Origin of the sequence: Brevundimonas sp. (assembly GCF_013912005.1) — a bacterium.
Taxonomy (GTDB): domain Bacteria; phylum Pseudomonadota; class Alphaproteobacteria; order Caulobacterales; family Caulobacteraceae; genus Brevundimonas.
The window spans coordinates 231145-246850 of record NZ_JACESB010000001.1 but is presented as its reverse complement, the minus strand read 5'-3'; the positions used below and the strand labels follow the sequence as shown (position 1 = coordinate 246850).

15 protein-coding genes are annotated in these 15706 nt (G+C 71.3%); 13 read left to right on the top strand and 2 right to left on the bottom strand.

Annotated features, from left to right (window positions below):
- Positions 1 to 25 precede the first annotated feature (25 nt).
- The 9 genes from tsf (at position 26) to H2038_RS01255 (ending at position 8101) form a co-directional block, all read left to right on the top strand.
- Positions 26 to 967, top strand: a complete 942-nt coding sequence (tsf, locus tag H2038_RS01295; RefSeq protein WP_292108646.1) for a translation elongation factor Ts — start codon at positions 26 to 28, stop codon at positions 965 to 967.
- Between the two features lie 268 nt (positions 968 to 1235).
- Positions 1236 to 1760, top strand: coding sequence for a hypothetical protein (locus tag H2038_RS01290; protein WP_292108645.1), 525 nt, complete (start codon positions 1236 to 1238; stop codon positions 1758 to 1760).
- Positions 1761 to 1854: 94 nt separating this feature from the next.
- Positions 1855 to 3453 carry a M20/M25/M40 family metallo-hydrolase gene (locus tag H2038_RS01285; protein ID WP_292108644.1) on the top strand — a complete coding sequence of 533 codons (1599 nt, stop codon included), beginning with the start codon at positions 1855 to 1857 and terminating at the stop codon, positions 3451 to 3453.
- 73 nt (positions 3454 to 3526) lie between these two features.
- The gene (gene mce / locus H2038_RS01280) at positions 3527 to 3949 is read left to right on the top strand and encodes a methylmalonyl-CoA epimerase (protein WP_292108643.1); all 423 of its coding nucleotides are present in this window, start codon (positions 3527 to 3529) and stop codon (positions 3947 to 3949) included.
- 1 nt (position 3950) lies between these two features.
- Positions 3951 to 4214, top strand: a complete 264-nt coding sequence (locus tag H2038_RS01275) for a DUF1467 family protein (RefSeq protein ID WP_292108642.1) — start codon at positions 3951 to 3953, stop codon at positions 4212 to 4214.
- Positions 4215 to 4218: 4 nt separating this feature from the next.
- A complete protein-coding gene (locus H2038_RS01270; protein WP_292108641.1) occupies positions 4219 to 4557 on the top strand; it encodes a DUF3088 family protein in 339 nt (112 codons plus the stop codon).
- A 211-nt stretch (positions 4558 to 4768) separates the two neighbouring features.
- Positions 4769 to 6085: a proline--tRNA ligase gene (proS, locus tag H2038_RS01265; protein ID WP_292108640.1), complete on the top strand. Its 1317-nt coding sequence runs from the start codon at positions 4769 to 4771 to the stop codon at positions 6083 to 6085.
- Positions 6082 to 7386: a lipoprotein-releasing ABC transporter permease subunit gene (locus H2038_RS01260; protein WP_292108639.1), complete on the top strand. Its 1305-nt coding sequence runs from the start codon at positions 6082 to 6084 to the stop codon at positions 7384 to 7386. Before proS ends, H2038_RS01260 begins: the two co-directional genes overlap by 4 nt.
- Positions 7379 to 8101, top strand: coding sequence for an ABC transporter ATP-binding protein (locus tag H2038_RS01255; protein WP_292108638.1), 723 nt, complete (start codon positions 7379 to 7381; stop codon positions 8099 to 8101). The genes H2038_RS01260 and H2038_RS01255 overlap by 8 nt, the downstream gene beginning before the upstream one ends.
- 18 nt (positions 8102 to 8119) lie before the next feature.
- Here H2038_RS01255 and msrA read toward each other — a convergent pair whose 3' ends face one another.
- Positions 8120 to 8737 (bottom strand): peptide-methionine (S)-S-oxide reductase MsrA, encoded by a 618-nt coding sequence (msrA, locus tag H2038_RS01250; RefSeq protein ID WP_292108637.1) that lies wholly within the window; start codon positions 8735 to 8737, stop codon positions 8120 to 8122.
- A 98-nt stretch (positions 8738 to 8835) separates the two neighbouring features.
- On the opposite strand from msrA, the gene H2038_RS01245 reads away from it, so the two are divergent.
- From H2038_RS01245 to H2038_RS01230, 4 genes are all read left to right on the top strand, one after another.
- Positions 8836 to 10014, top strand: coding sequence for a glycosyltransferase (locus tag H2038_RS01245; protein WP_292108636.1), 1179 nt, complete (start codon positions 8836 to 8838; stop codon positions 10012 to 10014).
- Positions 10015 to 10044: 30 nt separating this feature from the next.
- On the top strand, positions 10045 to 10296 hold the full coding sequence (locus H2038_RS01240; RefSeq protein WP_292108635.1) for a hypothetical protein: 252 nt from the start codon (positions 10045 to 10047) through the stop codon (positions 10294 to 10296).
- Positions 10297 to 10739: 443 nt separating this feature from the next.
- On the top strand, positions 10740 to 14186 hold the full coding sequence (gene dnaE / locus H2038_RS01235; protein ID WP_292108634.1) for a DNA polymerase III subunit alpha: 3447 nt from the start codon (positions 10740 to 10742) through the stop codon (positions 14184 to 14186).
- Complete coding sequence (locus H2038_RS01230) at positions 14186 to 14542, top strand: GFA family protein (protein ID WP_292108633.1); 357 nt, start codon at positions 14186 to 14188, stop codon at positions 14540 to 14542. The genes dnaE and H2038_RS01230 overlap by 1 nt, the downstream gene beginning before the upstream one ends.
- On the opposite strand, the gene H2038_RS01225 is transcribed toward H2038_RS01230, so the two are convergent.
- Positions 14543 to 15706, bottom strand: a complete 1164-nt coding sequence (locus tag H2038_RS01225) for a PDZ domain-containing protein (protein ID WP_292108632.1) — start codon at positions 15704 to 15706, stop codon at positions 14543 to 14545.

The window sequence follows — 15706 nt, the reverse complement described above, 5'->3', positions numbered from 1 at the left end:
GCATATCAAGACTCAGGAGACTACAATGGCCGAGATCACTGCCGCCCTCGTGAAGGAGCTTCGCGAGCGTTCGGGCGTCGGCATGATGGACTGCAAGAAGGCGCTTCAGGAAACCAACGGCGACATGGAAGCGGCCATCGACTGGCTGCGCGCCAAGGGCCTGTCCAAGGCCGCCAAGAAGGCCGACCGCGTCGCCGCCGAGGGCCTCGTCGCCGTCGCCTCGCGCGAGGACGGCAAGGGCGAGATCGCCGCGGCGATCGAGTTCAACGCCGAGACCGACTTCGTGGCCCGCAACGAGCTGTTCCAGAACGCGGCCAAGCGCTTCGCCGAGCTGGGCCTCGAGCACCACACCGTCGAGGCGCTGCACGGCGCCGAACTGGAAGCCGGCAAGACGGTCCAGGACGAAGTGACCAACATGATCGCCACCATCGGCGAGAACATGCAGCTGCGCCGCGCCGCCCGCCTGTCGGTCGACGAGGGCGTAGTCGCCACCTACGTCCACAACGCCGTCTCGCCGGGCGTCGGCCGCATCGGCGTGCTGGTCGCCCTGCACGGCGCCGGCGACAAGACCGCCCTGCGCGAGCTCGGCCGCAAGATCGCCATGCACGTCGCGGCCACCTCGCCGCTGGCCCTGAACACCGACGACCTCGATCCGGCCGCGGTGGAGAAGGAACGCGCCGTGCTGATCGAGAAGGCCAAGGAAGAAGGCCGTCCGGAGAACATGATCGAGAAGATCGTCTCGGGCCAGATCGCCAAGTTCCAGAAGGACGTGGTGCTGACCAAGCAGCCGTTCGTCATGGACCCGGACGTCACCATCGAGCAGCTCGTGGCCAACACCGGCAAGGAGCTGGGCGCGCCGGGCCTGCACGTCGCCGGTTTCGTCCGCCTCGCCCTCGGCGAGGGCGTCGAGAAGGTCGAGGGCCCGGACTTCGCCACCGAAGTCGCCTCGATGATGGGCGGCAACTGATCCGCACATCCTCCGGGATGCGTTGAAAAAAAGGGGGTCGGCGGCTGCGGTCGTCGGCCCCTTTTTCGTGCGGCGGGGGCGCGGATCGGCGCGTCTGCGCCGTCTGCAGCCCGCGTGGTCGGCTTCGCCGTGGACGAGACGGGAGGCTTCGCGGTCGCAGCGATCACGATTCCCGGCGGGCGCGCCTTGTCCATTGCTCGCGCGGGGCCGTCCTGACATGCATGGCGCGGGGCTCCGGGACGGAGGCTCCGCCCGTGCCGGAGTTCCCATGCTGATCGCGCCCCTGACCCTCGCCTTCGCCGCCGCGATCCAGGTTCCCCACCCGGCGACGCCGCAACAGGTCGAGGGACGGCGTTCCAGCTACGTGCAGGGCACCCTGAACGTCGCGATCGGCGAGCGCGCCACCCTGCGCCGGAACGCCGACGGGACCTACGACCTGGTCGCCGTCGACCGCATCGAGTTTGCAGACGTCCTGCCGCCGGCCGAAGGCTCGCGCGACCAGCCCAACCAGGCGGCCTCCGGGACCCTCCGGTTCGCCCTGCACGGGCGGCGGGACGTCGGTTCGCTCCTGAAGGTCGAGAACGGCCAGGAGGAGGGGCTGAAGTACGCGGGCTACGTGGTCCGCTACGTCGGCGGCCAGGCCCGGGGGCCGGACGCCACCTCCGTCTGCACCGTGCCCGCGGGGATGGCCACCTTCGAGCGGTGGCCGGAGCCGGTGATCCAGGTGGTGATCGGCGGCCTCTCGCCCTCGGACGACGCCCTGCCTGTCTGTCCGCCGCACGTCGAGGACTGAGCGGTCTCCGCGGCGCCCGAACGCACGGGCGGTTTGTGCATCCGCGCCGGACGCGTCAAATGTCCCCCGGTTCTGATTCCCGGGGGTCCCCTTCATGAAGCGCCTGTTCGCCGCCGTCTCCGTCGCCGCCGTCCTCGCCGCCGCGCCGGCCCTCGCCCAGGCGCCGGACCTCGTCGCTGTGAACGGCATCTTCGACCAGGGCTTCAACCACTCCGAGGTGATGCGGACGGCGGCGCATCTGACCGACCGCATCGGCGGCCGCATGACCAATTCCCCGCAGATGCGCGAGGCCGAGGCCTGGACCCAGGCGAAGTTCCGCGAGTGGGGCCTGTCGAACGTCCGCGCCGAGGGCTTCGAGTTCGGCCGCGGCTGGTCGATCGTCCGCTCCGACGTGCGTATGGTCGAGCCCCGGCCGCTGGAGCTGCGCGCCATTCCGGTGGCCTGGACTCCGGGCACCGACGGGACCGTCTCCGGCGAGGTCGTGCTGGCGCCGATGAGCAGCCCCGCCGACTTCGAGAAGCACCGCGGCAAGCTGGCCGGCAAGATCGTCATGATCTCCGCGCCCAACGACGCCAGCGATCCGACCGAGCCCTTCTTCCGCCGCTGGACCGACGAGGAGCTGGCCGGCCGGACCGACTACGTGCAGCCGACCCATGCGCCGGTGACCGTCAGCCGCGATGGCGGCCGGGACAACTTCGCCCTGCAGCTGGACGCCTTCCTGGCCGAGGAGGGCGCTCTGGGCTGGGTGCGCATGTCCTATCGCGACGGCGGCCTTCTGCACGGCGCCGGCTACACCTACCGCGTCGGAGGCACGCCCCGGCTCCCCGGGCTGGAGCTGGCGGCCGAGGACTACCGCCGTCTGGCCCGCCTCTCGCGCGCCGGCGCCGCGCCGAAGCTGGAGATGCTCAGCGAGGTCCGTTTCCACGACGACGACGTCAACGCCTACAATGTGCTGGCGGACATCCCCGGGACCAGCCGCTCGGGCGAGTATGTGATGGCCGGCGCCCACTTCGACAGCTGGGTCGCGGCGGACGGGGCGGTGGACAACGCCGCCGGCACGGCCGTGGTCATGGAGGCGGCCCGGATCCTGAAGGCGCTGAACGTCCGGCCGAAGCGCACCATCCGCTTCGCCCTGTGGAACGGCGAGGAGCAGGGGCTGCACGGCTCGCTGGCCTATGTCGACCGTCACCTCGCCACCCGCGCCCCGCTGGGCGACCCGGCCCTGGACGCCCTGCCGAACGGCCAGACCTGGCGCGCCCGCTGGCCGGTCCAGCCGCGCGAGGGCTATTCGGATCTCGTCGCCTACTTCAACATCGACAACGGCTCGGGCCGCATCCGCGGCATCAACGCCGAGGGCAATGTCGCCGCCGCCGCCGTGTTCGAGGAATGGCTCGAGCCCTTCCACGGCCTCGGCGCCGACACCGTCTCGCTGCGGCCGTCGGGCGGCACCGACCACGTCTACATGCAGACCGTCGGCGTCCCCGGCTTCCAGTTCATCCAGGACCCGCTCGACTATGGCAGCCGGCTGCACCACAGCTCGCTCGACAGCTACGATCACCTGAAGCCGGAGGACCTGCGCCAGGCGGCCGTGGTGCTGGCCGGGCTGCTGCTGGCCGCCGCCAATTCGGACGAGCCCCTGCCGCGCATGCCGCTGCCGACCCGGCCGACGCCGACCGACCCGTTCGCGCAGTGACGGAAGGGGGAGGGGCGGGGCGCGACAACCGCGCCGCCTTCTCCCGGACCGCCGGAACGGCTAAGTCCTCGCCATGATCGGAAGACTGAACCACGTCGGCGTCGCCACCCCCTCCATCGAGGCCAGCGTCGCCCTGTATCGCGACCTGCTCGGCGCGACGCAGGCGCAGGCGCCCTTCGAGCTGCCGGCCCAGGGGGTGCGGGTCTGCTTCATCGACCTGCCCAACAGCCAGATCGAGCTGATCGAGCCGCTCGGCGAGGACAGCCCGATCCACGGCTTTCTGGCGAAGAACCCGAAGGGCGGTCAGCACCACGTCTGCTTCGAGGTGGAGGACATCCTCGCCGCGCGCGACGCGCTGCGGGCGAAGGGGGCGACGATCCTCGGCACGGGGGAGCCACGCATCGGCGCCCACGGCACGCCGATCATCTTCCTGCACCCGAAGGACATGGGCGGGGTGCTGGTCGAACTGATGGAAACGCCGAAGGGAGCGCACTGAAATGCCGATCGGCCTGTTCACCATGGTGGCCATCTACGTCGTGTGCTGGTGGGTGGTGCTGTTCACCGTGCTGCCGCTGGGCATGAACCAGCAGGACCAGGAGCGGCCGGAGGACGGCGCCCAGTGGGGCGCGCCGGTGCAGCCGGACCTGAAGCGGAAATTCCTCACCACGACCTGGGTCTCGGCCGCGGTCTGGCTGCTCGTGATGGTGCTGGTCTGGATCGGCTGGATGCCGCTGCCCGACCTCGCGCCGCCGGCGGCGTGACGCCGTGACCGAGCGCCTGTTCCTGGTCAACCCGGGCTGGACCGACGACCACGGCGGCCCGTGGTACTGCCCGGCCGGGGCGGTGATCGAGGGCGTGCTGGCCTTTCATCCGCAGCTGCGGGAGCGGCTGGAGATCGTCCGTCTCGACTGGCCCCGCCCGCGCCCGGCGGTGATCGCGGCCGTCGGCGAGGAGAACCAGTCCTGCCCCCTGCTGGTGCTGGACGGCGAACTGGACTGGCCGGACGCGCAGACAAGCGCCGCCACCGGCGCCCGCTTCCTGCAGGACGAGGCGATCATTCCATATCTGGCGGCGCGCTACGGCATCGCCCGGCCGCATCCGTAGGGTGGATGGGGGATTAGGGATTAGGGATGAGGGATGAGGCGGGGGAGCGGTCGTCGGGCGGCGCATGGTCGGCCGGACTGCTCCGTCTTGCCCCCGCCGTTGAGCTCCTCATCCCTCATCCCTAATCCCTAATCCCTTCCCCGGCCTAGCTTTCGCCCCGCCGGACCCGCTAAACCATCCACCCCACGCCTCCCACGCCGGATTCTCCCCCATGCGCCTGTCGCGCTACTTCCTGCCCACCCTGAAAGAGGCGCCTTCGGACGCCCAGATCGTCTCGCACCAGCTGATGCTGCGGGCCGGCCTGATCCGCCAGGAGGCCGCCGGCATCTACGCCTGGCTGCCGCTGGGCCTGCGGGTGCTGCGCCGGATCGAGCAGATCGTCCGCGAGGAGCAGGTGAGGGCGGGCGCGGTCGAGCTGCTGATGCCGACCCTGCAGCTGGCCGACCTGTGGCGCGAGTCCGGCCGCTATGACGCCTACGGTCCCGAGATGCTGCGCATCACCGACCGCCACGAGCGCGAGCTGCTGTACGGCCCGACCAACGAGGAGATGATCACCGACATCTTCCGGGCCTATGTGAAGAGCTACAAGGCCCTGCCGCTCAACCTCTTCCATATCCAGTGGAAGTTCCGCGACGAGCGCCGCCCGCGCTTCGGCGTCATGCGCGGCCGCGAGTTCCTGATGAAGGACGCCTACAGCTTCGACATCGACGAGGTCTCGGCGCGCAAGGCCTACAACCGGATGTTCGTGGCCTATCTGAACACCTTCGCCCGCATGGGGCTGAAGGCGGTGCCGATGCGCGCCGACACCGGCCCGATCGGCGGCGATCTGTCCCACGAGTTCATCGTCCTGGCCGACACCGGCGAGAGCGCCGTGTTCTGCGACCGAAAGCTGGTCGAGATGCCGGCGCCGGGCGGCGACGTGGACTGGGACGACCTGCAGTCCATCGTTGACCAGCGCACCGCCCTTTACGCCGCCACCGAGGAGATGCACGACGCCGCCCGGTTCGAGGCCGAGACGACCGAGGGCGACCGCCTGTCGGCCCGCGGCATCGAGGTCGGCCACATCTTCTACTTCGGGACCAAGTACTCGGCCCCGATGAAGGCGAACGTGCAGGGCCCCGACGGCAAGGACGCCCCGGTGCACATGGGCTCCTACGGCGTCGGCGTGTCGCGCCTGCTCGGCGCCATCATCGAGGCCAGCCACGACGAGGCCGGCATCGTCTGGCCCGACGCCGTGGCCCCGTTCGACGTGGTGGTCATCAACCTGCGCGCCAACGACGCCGCCGTCTCCGCGGCCTGCGAGGACGCGGTGGCCCGGCTGGAGGCCGCCGGGAAGGACGTTCTCTATGACGACACCGACGAACGCCCCGGCGGCAAGTTCGCCACCGCCGACCTGATCGGCGTGCCGTGGCAGCTGACCATCGGGCCGAAGGGCCTCGCCGACGGCGTGGTCGAGCTCAAGCGCCGGGCCACCGGCGAGAAGCTGTCCCTGTCGCTGGACGAAGCCCTCGCGAGGCTGACCGCATGACCGACGCCGGAGCGGCCCTGAAGCCGGTCAAGCCCGCCGGCCCTTTCGCAGGCTGGGAGTTCGGACTGGCGTTCCGCTACCTCCGCGCCCGGCGCAAGGAGGGCGGCATCGCCCTGATCGCCATCATCTCCTACGTCGCCATCGCCCTGGCGGTCATGGCCCTGATCACCGTGATGAGCATCATGGCCGGCTTCCGCAACGAGCTGCTCAGCCGGATGCTGTCCTTCAACGGCCACGTCTATGTGCAGGGCCAGGTTCTGCTCTCGCCGGAGCGCGACGCCGCCGTGGCGCGGCTGGGCCAGGTGCCGGGCGTGGTCTCGGTCACCCCCCTGACCGAGGACCAGAGTCTCGTCCGCGCCGCCGGCCGCACGACCGGGGCCATGGTCCGCGGCATCGCCCCGGGCGACCTCGACTCCATGGCCTATGTCTACGCCAGCCTCGACGAGCGGGCGAAGCGCAGCTTCGGGCGCGGCGCGTACGGCGGCGACGATCTGATCATCGGCAAGGCCCTGGCCGAGGGCCTCGGCCTGCGCGTCGGCGACCCGATCACCCTCTATTCGCCCACCGGCGCCGACAGCGCCTTCGGCAACCTCGGCGGCCTCGAGAAGACCTACCGCATCGGCGGCGTGTTCAGCTCCGGCGCCGCCGATTTCGACCAGGCCTATATCTTCATGCCCCTGGAACAGGCCCAGCTGTTCTTCGGCAAGGAGGGCGTCTGGGACGTGATCGAGATCAAGGTGCGCGAGCCCGACCGGGTCGGCGAGCTGCTCCAGCCCCTGCGTGACGCCGCCGGCCCCGGCTCCCTCGTCAGCGACTGGCGCGACCGCCTCGCCGCCTTCTGGGGCGCGCTCAAGGTCGAGCGGGTGGCGATGAGCATCATCCTCGGCCTGGTCGTGGCCATCGCGGCGCTGAACATCATCTCCGGCATCGTCATGCTGGTGAAGAACAAGACCCGCGACATCGCCATCCTGCGCACCGTCGGGGCCAGCCAGGGCTCGATGCTCCGGATCTTCTTCATCGCCGGCGCGACCATCGGCGTGCTCGGCACCATCACCGGCCTGCTGCTGGGCCTGCTGTTCTGCCTCAACATCGGCGCGATCCAGCACTTCCTCGAGGCGCTGCTGGGCGTCCAGCTGTTCAACGCCGACGTCTACATGCTGGATTCCATTCCCGCCGAGGTCGATCCCGTGGACGTCTTCTGGGTCACCGTCTGGTCCTTCTTCATGAGCTGCGTCGCCGGCCTGATCCCCTCGTGGCAGGCGGCCCGCCTCGATCCCGTGGAGGCGCTCCGCTATGAGTGAGGCCGCCCCCAACCTTTCGCAGCCCGTCCTCTCCGTCCGTGGCCTGAGCCGCACCTACGCCGCCGCCGCCGGTGACCTGACCGTGCTGAAGGGCGTCGACCTCGACGTCATGCCCGGCGAGGTGGTCGGCCTGATCGGCCCGTCCGGCTCGGGCAAGTCGTCCCTGTTGCACGCGGCCGGCCTGCTGGAGCACCCGACCTCCGGCGAGGTGCGCATCGACGGTCAGGAGATGGGCCAGCTGCCCGACAGCGCCCGCACCCGGGTGCGCCTCGGCGCCATCGGCTTCGTCTACCAGTTCCACCACCTGCTGCCGGAGTTCGACGCCCGCGACAACGTCGCCCTGCCGCTGCGCATCGCCGGCGTCGGCCGCGAGGCCGCCCGGGCGCGGGCGACGGAGCTGCTGGAGAAGCTCGGCCTCGCCGACCGCCTGACCCACCAGCCGGCCCAGCTGTCGGGCGGGGAGCGCCAGCGCGTCGCCGTGGCCCGCGCCCTGGCCAACCGGCCGCGCCTTCTGCTCGCCGACGAGCCCACCGGCAACCTCGATCCGGCCACGAGCCAGACGGTGTTCGAGGCCCTGCACGATCTCGTCAAATCCACCGGCGTCGCGGCCCTGATCGCCACCCACAACATGGAGCTCGCCGGGCACATGGACCGGGTGTTCGCGCTCAAGGACGGGCATCTGGAGGCGCGCCCGGCCGAGAGCCAGGCCTGGTAAGGACCGCCGGCGGCGGTCTCAGCCGATCGCCGCCCCGCCCCAGACGGCCCGCAGCCGAGAGGTGCGGCGGCAGCCGATGCGATAGGCCTCGTAGCGGGCCGGATGGCGACGGGCGAAGTCCTGGTGCTCGGCCCCGGCCGGCCAGAAGCGCGCCGGCGCCAGCACCGGGGTGACGATCTCCCGCCCCAGCACCCGCGCCGCCGCGGCGCGCGAGGCCTCGGCCGCCGGGCGCTGCCCCGCGTCCGGGAAGACGGCGGTGCGGTAGGAGGGGCCGCGGTCGCAGAACTGGCCGCCCGGGTCGGTGGGGTCGATGGTCCGCCAGAAGCGGTCGACGAGGGCGCGGTAGCTGGTCACGGCCGGGTCCCAGGTCACCTGCACCGCCTCCATGTGGCCGGTCCCGCCGCGCACGACCTGCTCGTAGGTCGGACGGGCGGTGCGGCCGCCCGCGAAGCCCGAGACCGCCGACAGCACCCCGGGCGCGCCCTCGAACGCCTTCTCCGCCGACCAGAAGCAGCCGCCGGCGAACACCGCCGTCTGCGCCCGCGCCTGCACGGCGGCCGGCGGCGCGGGTTCGGCCGGCGCCGGCGAACAGCCCAGGCTCAGCACGAGGGCGAGGGAGAGAAGGGCGCGCACCATCGCTCCATCCTGCCACAGCGGCGGCGCCCTGTCCCGGAGCGGCGGCCGTCCGGATCGCGGCGGTTGGCGGGAATCGCAACTCCGGCTAGCCCTTGGTCATGCTGATCCTGCTCATGAAGGGCCAATCCCAGTACGACGGCACCCGGACCTTCGTGGATCTGGCGGCCGGGGCCATGCGCCGGGCCGGCCATACGGTGATCGTCGACGACCTCGTCGCCTCGGGCCACCTGATGCGCCGGGTGCTGGAGCTGGCCCTCGAGGTGCGGCCGGACCTGGTCTTCACCATCAACATCCTGGGCGAGCTGCGCACCCCGGCGGGACAGACGATCTCCCAGCTGTTCAACGCCCCGCACGTGCTGTGGCACACGGACTACGTCTTCAACCATACCGAGCGGCTGGAGCGGACGCCGCCGGAGACGCCGCTGCTGATGGTCGATCCGACCCAGATCGAGGCGGTGCGCAGCATCTACGGCCCGGCGCGCCACCCGAGCCTGACCTTCTTCCCGCATCCGGCGGCTTGCGACCCGACGCCGGATGAGGATCTCGACACCTACGCCGCGCGGCCGATCCCGCTGCTGTGGTCCGGCACCTGCCACCGGCCCGAGATCCCCTGGGCCGAGGCGCCGGCGAAGACGCGCAAGGTGTTCGAGGCCGCGCTGGACCAGGCGCTGGCGATCGAATGGGCGCCGCCGCACGAGATCTTCGACCGGGTGCTGGCCGACAGCGGTCTCGACCTGTCCGATCCGGCCAACCGCGGCGCCCGCACCGCCTGCCGGCACATCGACACCGTGGTGCGCACCACCCGCCGCTTCGACTTCATCAAGAAGCTCGCCAAGACCGGCCTGCCCGTCGTCATCTGCGGCGATCACTGGAAGGACCAGTTGTACCGCTTCAAGAACGTCCAGTACCTCGGCCCGCAGCCGATGCCCAAGGTGGTCGAGCTGATGCGCCAGAGCCGGGTCGTGCTGAACACCAACGGCAATTTCGGCGCCGGCTCGCACGAGCGGCCGTTCACCGTCCTGCTCTCCGGGGCGCTGCCCTTCACCGACGTCAGCCGCTACTACGAGCAGGTCTTCGAGGACGGCGTCGACATCGCCATGTACCGCTGGATGGACCTGCCGGCCGGCTTCGCGCGTCTGCGCGCGCTGCTGGACGACCCGGCGCAGGCCTTCGCCATGGTGCAGAAGGGCAAGGCGAAGGCGGTCGCCGATCACACCTGGGACGCGCGCCTGCCGCTCATCTTCCGGGCGGCGGAGCAGGCGGCCGAGGCGGCCTGAGGGCAGGGGAGACAAGCGGTGCGGTTGCGGATGACGCCGGACGAGTTCCGGAGATTTCTGGACGGATTCGGGCTGGCGCTCCTTGGTGTCGGCCTGGGTCTCTCCGCGCTACTCTTGGCCTTCGCCCTGCCGAGCCTGTTCGGCGTCCGCATGCCTCCGATGCCGCCGGTCGCCTTCCAGGGGCTCGTGCTGGCGGCGCTCGGAGGAGGCCTCCGTCTCCTCGTCCGGATCGACAGGCGGCTGGATCAGGCGAGCGGGTCCGCGGCGGCCCTGTCCAAGTGACGCGGCGTCACCGGCTTGACGGGAACAAACCGGCAACATAGAACAATCCCGGAACACGCAACCGGGAGGCCCGTGATGGCGCGCTGGATGAGGGAACTTCTGTCGCTGGCTTCGTGCGGCGGGGTGGTGTGGGTGATGTGGCAGGCCGCCCTGATGCTGCCGGCGGCCTGAAGAGGCGCCCGGCCGCGCTCCGGGCTCCGTGACGGTACACAGGGAGCCCAAGGGGTTGGCCACCGGGCCGGCGGCGAAATGTGCACGATGTGCACCCGCTTTTTGTGTGAGTGCGCTTCGTCTCGCTCCGGGGGTCGGCCTGTCCACAGACGATCCCCGCCTGCGCTGCGCCCGCCGGCGGATTGCGGTGTCTCCGCCGCCGCTGATGTGAGACTCGGGGCAGGATAGGCGGGCTTCCGGGGGACGGAGCGAAGGGGCGTGGCGAACGGGCGATGAACGGTCAGGGCTTCATCCATCTCCGGGTCCGGTCGGCCTATTCGCTGCTCGAGGGCGCGATCAAGGCGGGCAAGGTTCCGCGGCTGGCCGCCGACGCCGGCATGCCCGCCGTGGCCGTGGCCGACCGCGCCAACCTGTTCGGGGCGCTGGAATTCAGCCAGGCGGCCCGGGACGCCGGCGTGCAGCCGATCGTCGCCTGCGCCCTGCCGGTGACCGGCGTCGGCGGCCGGATGGCCGAGCGCTGGGCCCGCTGCCCGACCGTGGTGCTGATCGTCCAGAACGAGACCGGCTGGCTGAACCTCTGCGCCCTGTCCTCGGCGGCCTGGCTCGAGGCCGGGCCGATGGACGAGCCGGGCGTGGCCTGGGAGCGGGTGGTCGAGCGGTCCGAGGGGCTGATCCTGCTCTCGGGCGGTCCCGACGGACCGGTCGACCCGCTGTTCGCCCAGGGCAAGACGGCCGAGGCCGCCGCCGCCCTCGCCGCCATGCGGGCGGCCTTTGGCGACCGCTTCTACGTGGAAATGCAGCGCCACGGCCTGCCGCACGAGGCCCGGGCCGAGCGCGGCCTGGTGGAGTGGGCCTACGCCCACGACGTCCCGCTGGTCGCCACCAACGACGTCCACTACGCCAGGGCGGCGCAGGCGAAGAGCCACGACGCCCTGCTGTGCATCGCCGACGGCGCCTTCACCGGCCAGGAGGATCGCCGCCGCATCACCGGCGAGCACTGGTTCAAGCCGGCCGCCGCCATGCGCGAGCTGTTCGCCGACCTGCCCGAGGCCTGCGACAACACCCTCGACATCGCCCGCCGCTGCGCCTTCCTGGTCGCCACCCGGGCGCCGATCCTGCCCCGCTTCGACACCGGGGCCGGGCGCGACGAACCGGCCGAACTGGAGCACCAGGCGCGCGAGGGGCTGAAGGCCCGGCTGCAGCAGGTGACGCCGGCCGCGCCGGAGGAGGAATACTGGAAGCGCCTCGAATGGGAGGTCGGGATCATCGTCCAGATGGGCTTCCCCGGCTACTTCCTGATCGTGTCGGACTTCATCAAGTGGGCCAAGGCGCACGGCATTCCGGTGGGGCCGGGCCGTGGCTCCGGGGCCGGTTCGCTGGTCGCCTGGGCCCTGACCATCACCGACCTCGACCCGCTGCGCTTCGGCCTGCTGTTCGAGCGCTTCCTCAACCCCGAGCGGGTCTCCATGCCCGACTTCGACATCGACTTCTGCCAGGAGCGGCGGGAAGAGGTGATCGGCTACGTCCAGGACAAGTACGGCAAGGACCGGGTCGCCCAGATCATCACCTTCGGCACCCTGCAGGCGCGGGCCGTGCTGCGCGACGTCGGGCGGGTGCTGCAGATGCCGCTGGGGCAGGTCGACCGCCTCGCCAAGATGGTGCCGGCCAACCCCGCCAATCCGGTGACCCTCGCCCAGGCCATCGAGCTGGAGCCGCGGCTGAAGGAGGCGCGCGACGCCGAGCCGGCGGTGCGCTCCCTGCTCGACACGGCGCTGGAGCTGGAGGGGCTGTACCGCAACGCCTCGACCCACGCCGCCGGCATCGTCATCGGCGACCGGCCGCTGACCGAGCTGGTGCCGCTCTACCAGGATCCGCGCTCCGACATCCCGGCCACCCAGTTCAACATGAAGTGGGTCGAGCCGGCGGGTCTGGTGAAGTTCGACTTCCTCGGCCTCAAGACCCTGACCGTGCTGGACCGCGCCCACGGCTACCTGGCGCGCCGCGGCGCCGCCCCGGTCTGGAACCAGCTGCCGCTCGACGATCCCCGGACCTACGAGCTCATGGCCTCGGGCCAGACCGTCGGGGTGTTCCAGCTGGAATCCCAGGGCATGCGCGACACCCTGCGCAAGATGCGCTGCGGCTCCATCGAGGAGATCACCGCCCTGATCTCCCTCTACCGGCCCGGGCCGATGGAGATGATCGACACCTACATCGACCGGAAGTTCGGCCGGGCCGAGGTCGACTACCTGCACCCCTCGCTCAAGGAGGTCCTGACCGAGACCTACGGCGTCATCATCTACCAGGAACAGGTGATGAAGATCGCCCAGATCCTGGCCGGCTACAGCCTCGGCGAGGCCGACCTCCTGCGCCGGGCGATGGGCAAGAAGAAGAAGGAGGAGATGGACTTCCAGCGCGCCCGCTTCATCAAGGGCGCGTCCGAGAAGGGGGTGCCGGAGGCGCAATCCGGCGGCATCTTCGACCTGGTGGCCAAGTTCGCCGGCTACGGCTTCAACAAATCGCACGCCGCCGCCTACGCCCTGATCTCCTTCCAGACGGGCTGGCTGAAGGCCAACCACCCGGTCGAGTTCATGGCCGCGTCCATGAGCCTCGATCTCAGCAACACCGACAAGCTGGCTGTCTTCTATCAGGATTGTCGCCGTTTCGAGGTGCCGGTGAAGGCCCCGGACGTGAACCGCTCCTCGGCCGACTTCGACGTCGCCTGGGAGGACGGGCAGGGCAGCGTCCTCTACGCCCTGGGGGCCATCCGCAACGTCGGCCTCGAGGCCATGAAACACCTCGTCGAGGTGCGCGAGACCGGCGGCCGCTTCACCGACATCTTCGACTTCCTCGAACGGGTCGACCCGAAATACGTCAACAAGCGCGCGCTGGAGAACCTCGCCCGCGCCGGCGCCTTCGACAGCATCCACGCCAACCGCCGTCAGCTGGTCGAGCAGGCCGACACCCTGATGGCCTACTGCCAGAGCGTCGCCGCCGAGCGCGCCTCCGCCCAGGTCAGCCTGTTCGGGGGCGACCAGGCCGCCGCCGCCCGCCCGCGCCTGAAGCCGGTCGAGCCGTGGGTCGGGCCGGAGAAGCTGGACCAGGAGCTGGCCGCGGTCGGCTTCTACCTGTCGGGACATCCGCTGGAGGACATGGCCCCGGCCCTCAAGCGCAAGCGCGTCACCTTCGTGGCCGAGGCGACCCAGCTGGCCGAGAGCGGCCACGAGGCCTTCATGATGGCCGGCGTCGTCCGTCGCCGCCAGGAGCGGGCCAGCGCCAGGACCGGCGAGAAGTTCGCCTTCGTCACCTTCTCCGACCCCACCGGCGAGTTCGAGTGCCTGTTCCCGCCCGAGCAGCTGCGCAAATGCCGCGAGGTGCTGGAGGCCGGGGCCTCGGTCATGGTGCGGGTGCGGGCCAAGGCCGCCGACGGCGAGGTGCGCTTCTTCGGCGACGACGCCAGCCGCCTCGACGCCGTGCTGGACGACGCCCAGCTGGCCCTGCGGGTGCACGTCTCGGCCCGCGCCGCCGACGCCCAGGCGCTTCGCGCAAGACTCGAAAGGGCGGCCGCAAGCAACGGCAAGGGCGGAGAAATCCTGCTGGTTGCGGCCCTCGATGGCCGCCGCGAGGTGGAGATGAAGCTGCCCGGCCGCTACCGTCTCGACGGCGCCCTGCGCGGCGCCCTGAAGTCCGCTCCCGGAGTGGTCCTGCTGGAGGACGCCTGATGACCGATGTTCGGACCCACGCCGGCTCCTGCCACTGTGGCGCCGTGGCCTTCGAGGTCGAGATGAGCCTCGACGGCCTGATCGAGTGCAACTGCTCCCACTGCCATCGCAAGGGCTTCGTGCTCGGCTTCGTCAGCCCCGACGCCTTCCGGCTCACCGCCGAGGGACCGGAGACCGAATACCGCTTCGGCAGCCACAAGATCGGCCACCGCTTCTGCCAGACCTGCGGCGTCCAGGCCTACGCGCGCGGGGAGGGGCCCGACGGACGCCCGATGGTCGCCGTCAACGTCCGCACCCTGACCGACATCGAGCCGTTCAGCTGGACCGCCACCCGGGTGGACGGCGCCAGCTTCTGATCACGGCTCCGGCCGGAAGGCCTCGCGCGGCGTCCCGTCTACGGCGTACAGCCGCTCCGTCGGCAGCTTGAGGATCAGTCCCGAGTTCGGCAGCCTGTGGTCGTAGACGGCCCCGAGCAGGCCGGCCATCGGTCCGCCCTCGACCCGCGCCCCCAGCGCCGCCATCCCGATCGCCAACCCTTCGCCCATGCTCCCGGTCCAGCGCCCGACCCGGACCGCCACGGGCCCGCCGTGCCGGCGGCCTTCGCGCGGCAGCACCTGCTCGACCCACTGCCGCGGCACCCCCGTCTCCCGCTCCTCCGCCGGCAGCCGATGGATCTGGTACGCCCGCGCCTCGTCGACGAACCAGCCCATGATCGCCCGCGCCACCACGGTGTTCCCGCCCGACGGCGTGTCCCGCAGGTCCAGCACCACCGGCTGCCCCGGCCGCGCTCGCGCCATCGCCGCGTCGAAGGCGGCGATGGTCGCCGTGTCCCCGAGGGAGTCGTTGAGGCGCAGCACCAGCGCCGTCCCCTCGGCCGCGGCCGTGACCGGCGGCCGTTCGACGCGGGGCAGGGCGTAGAGGTTCGGCAGCGCCAGCCTTCGGATCGCCCCGTCGCGACCGCGCACGGTCAGGTCGCGCGGCCGGTCGCGGCGGCCCGCCGCCAGCACCCGCACGGCGTACGCCGCCCGCTGCGGCGTGGCCTCCAGGCCGAGATCGGCCCAGAAGCCGGCCGCCGCCTCGCCCGTCGCCACGCCGTCCACGGCGACCAGCTCGTCCCCGGCCGTCACCCCTGCGGCCTGCGCCGGCGAGGCCTCGCGCACCGCCGTGATCCGCCACATCTCCCCCTCCGGTTCGATCCACAGGTCGGCGTAGCTGGGAACCAGGGCCCAACTGTCGGTGAACGAACTGCCGGTGATCGCATGGTGGTCGGCGAGGGCCGCCACCGCCCGCTCGGCGTAGCGGAGCAGGGACCGGCTGTCGCTCACCGCCTCCGCCTCGGTTCGCAGCACGGGGCTGGTCGGGAACCGCCCGCCCGGCAGGCGGTCGGCATAGGCGTACTGCGCATCGACCAGCGCCTCGATGGCCAGGGCGTCGGCGCGGTAGTCCGCCGCCTCCTGGGCGCGCAGGGGAGCGGCGACGGCGAAGGCTGACAGGGCGATGGAGAGCAGGAGGGGTCGCAT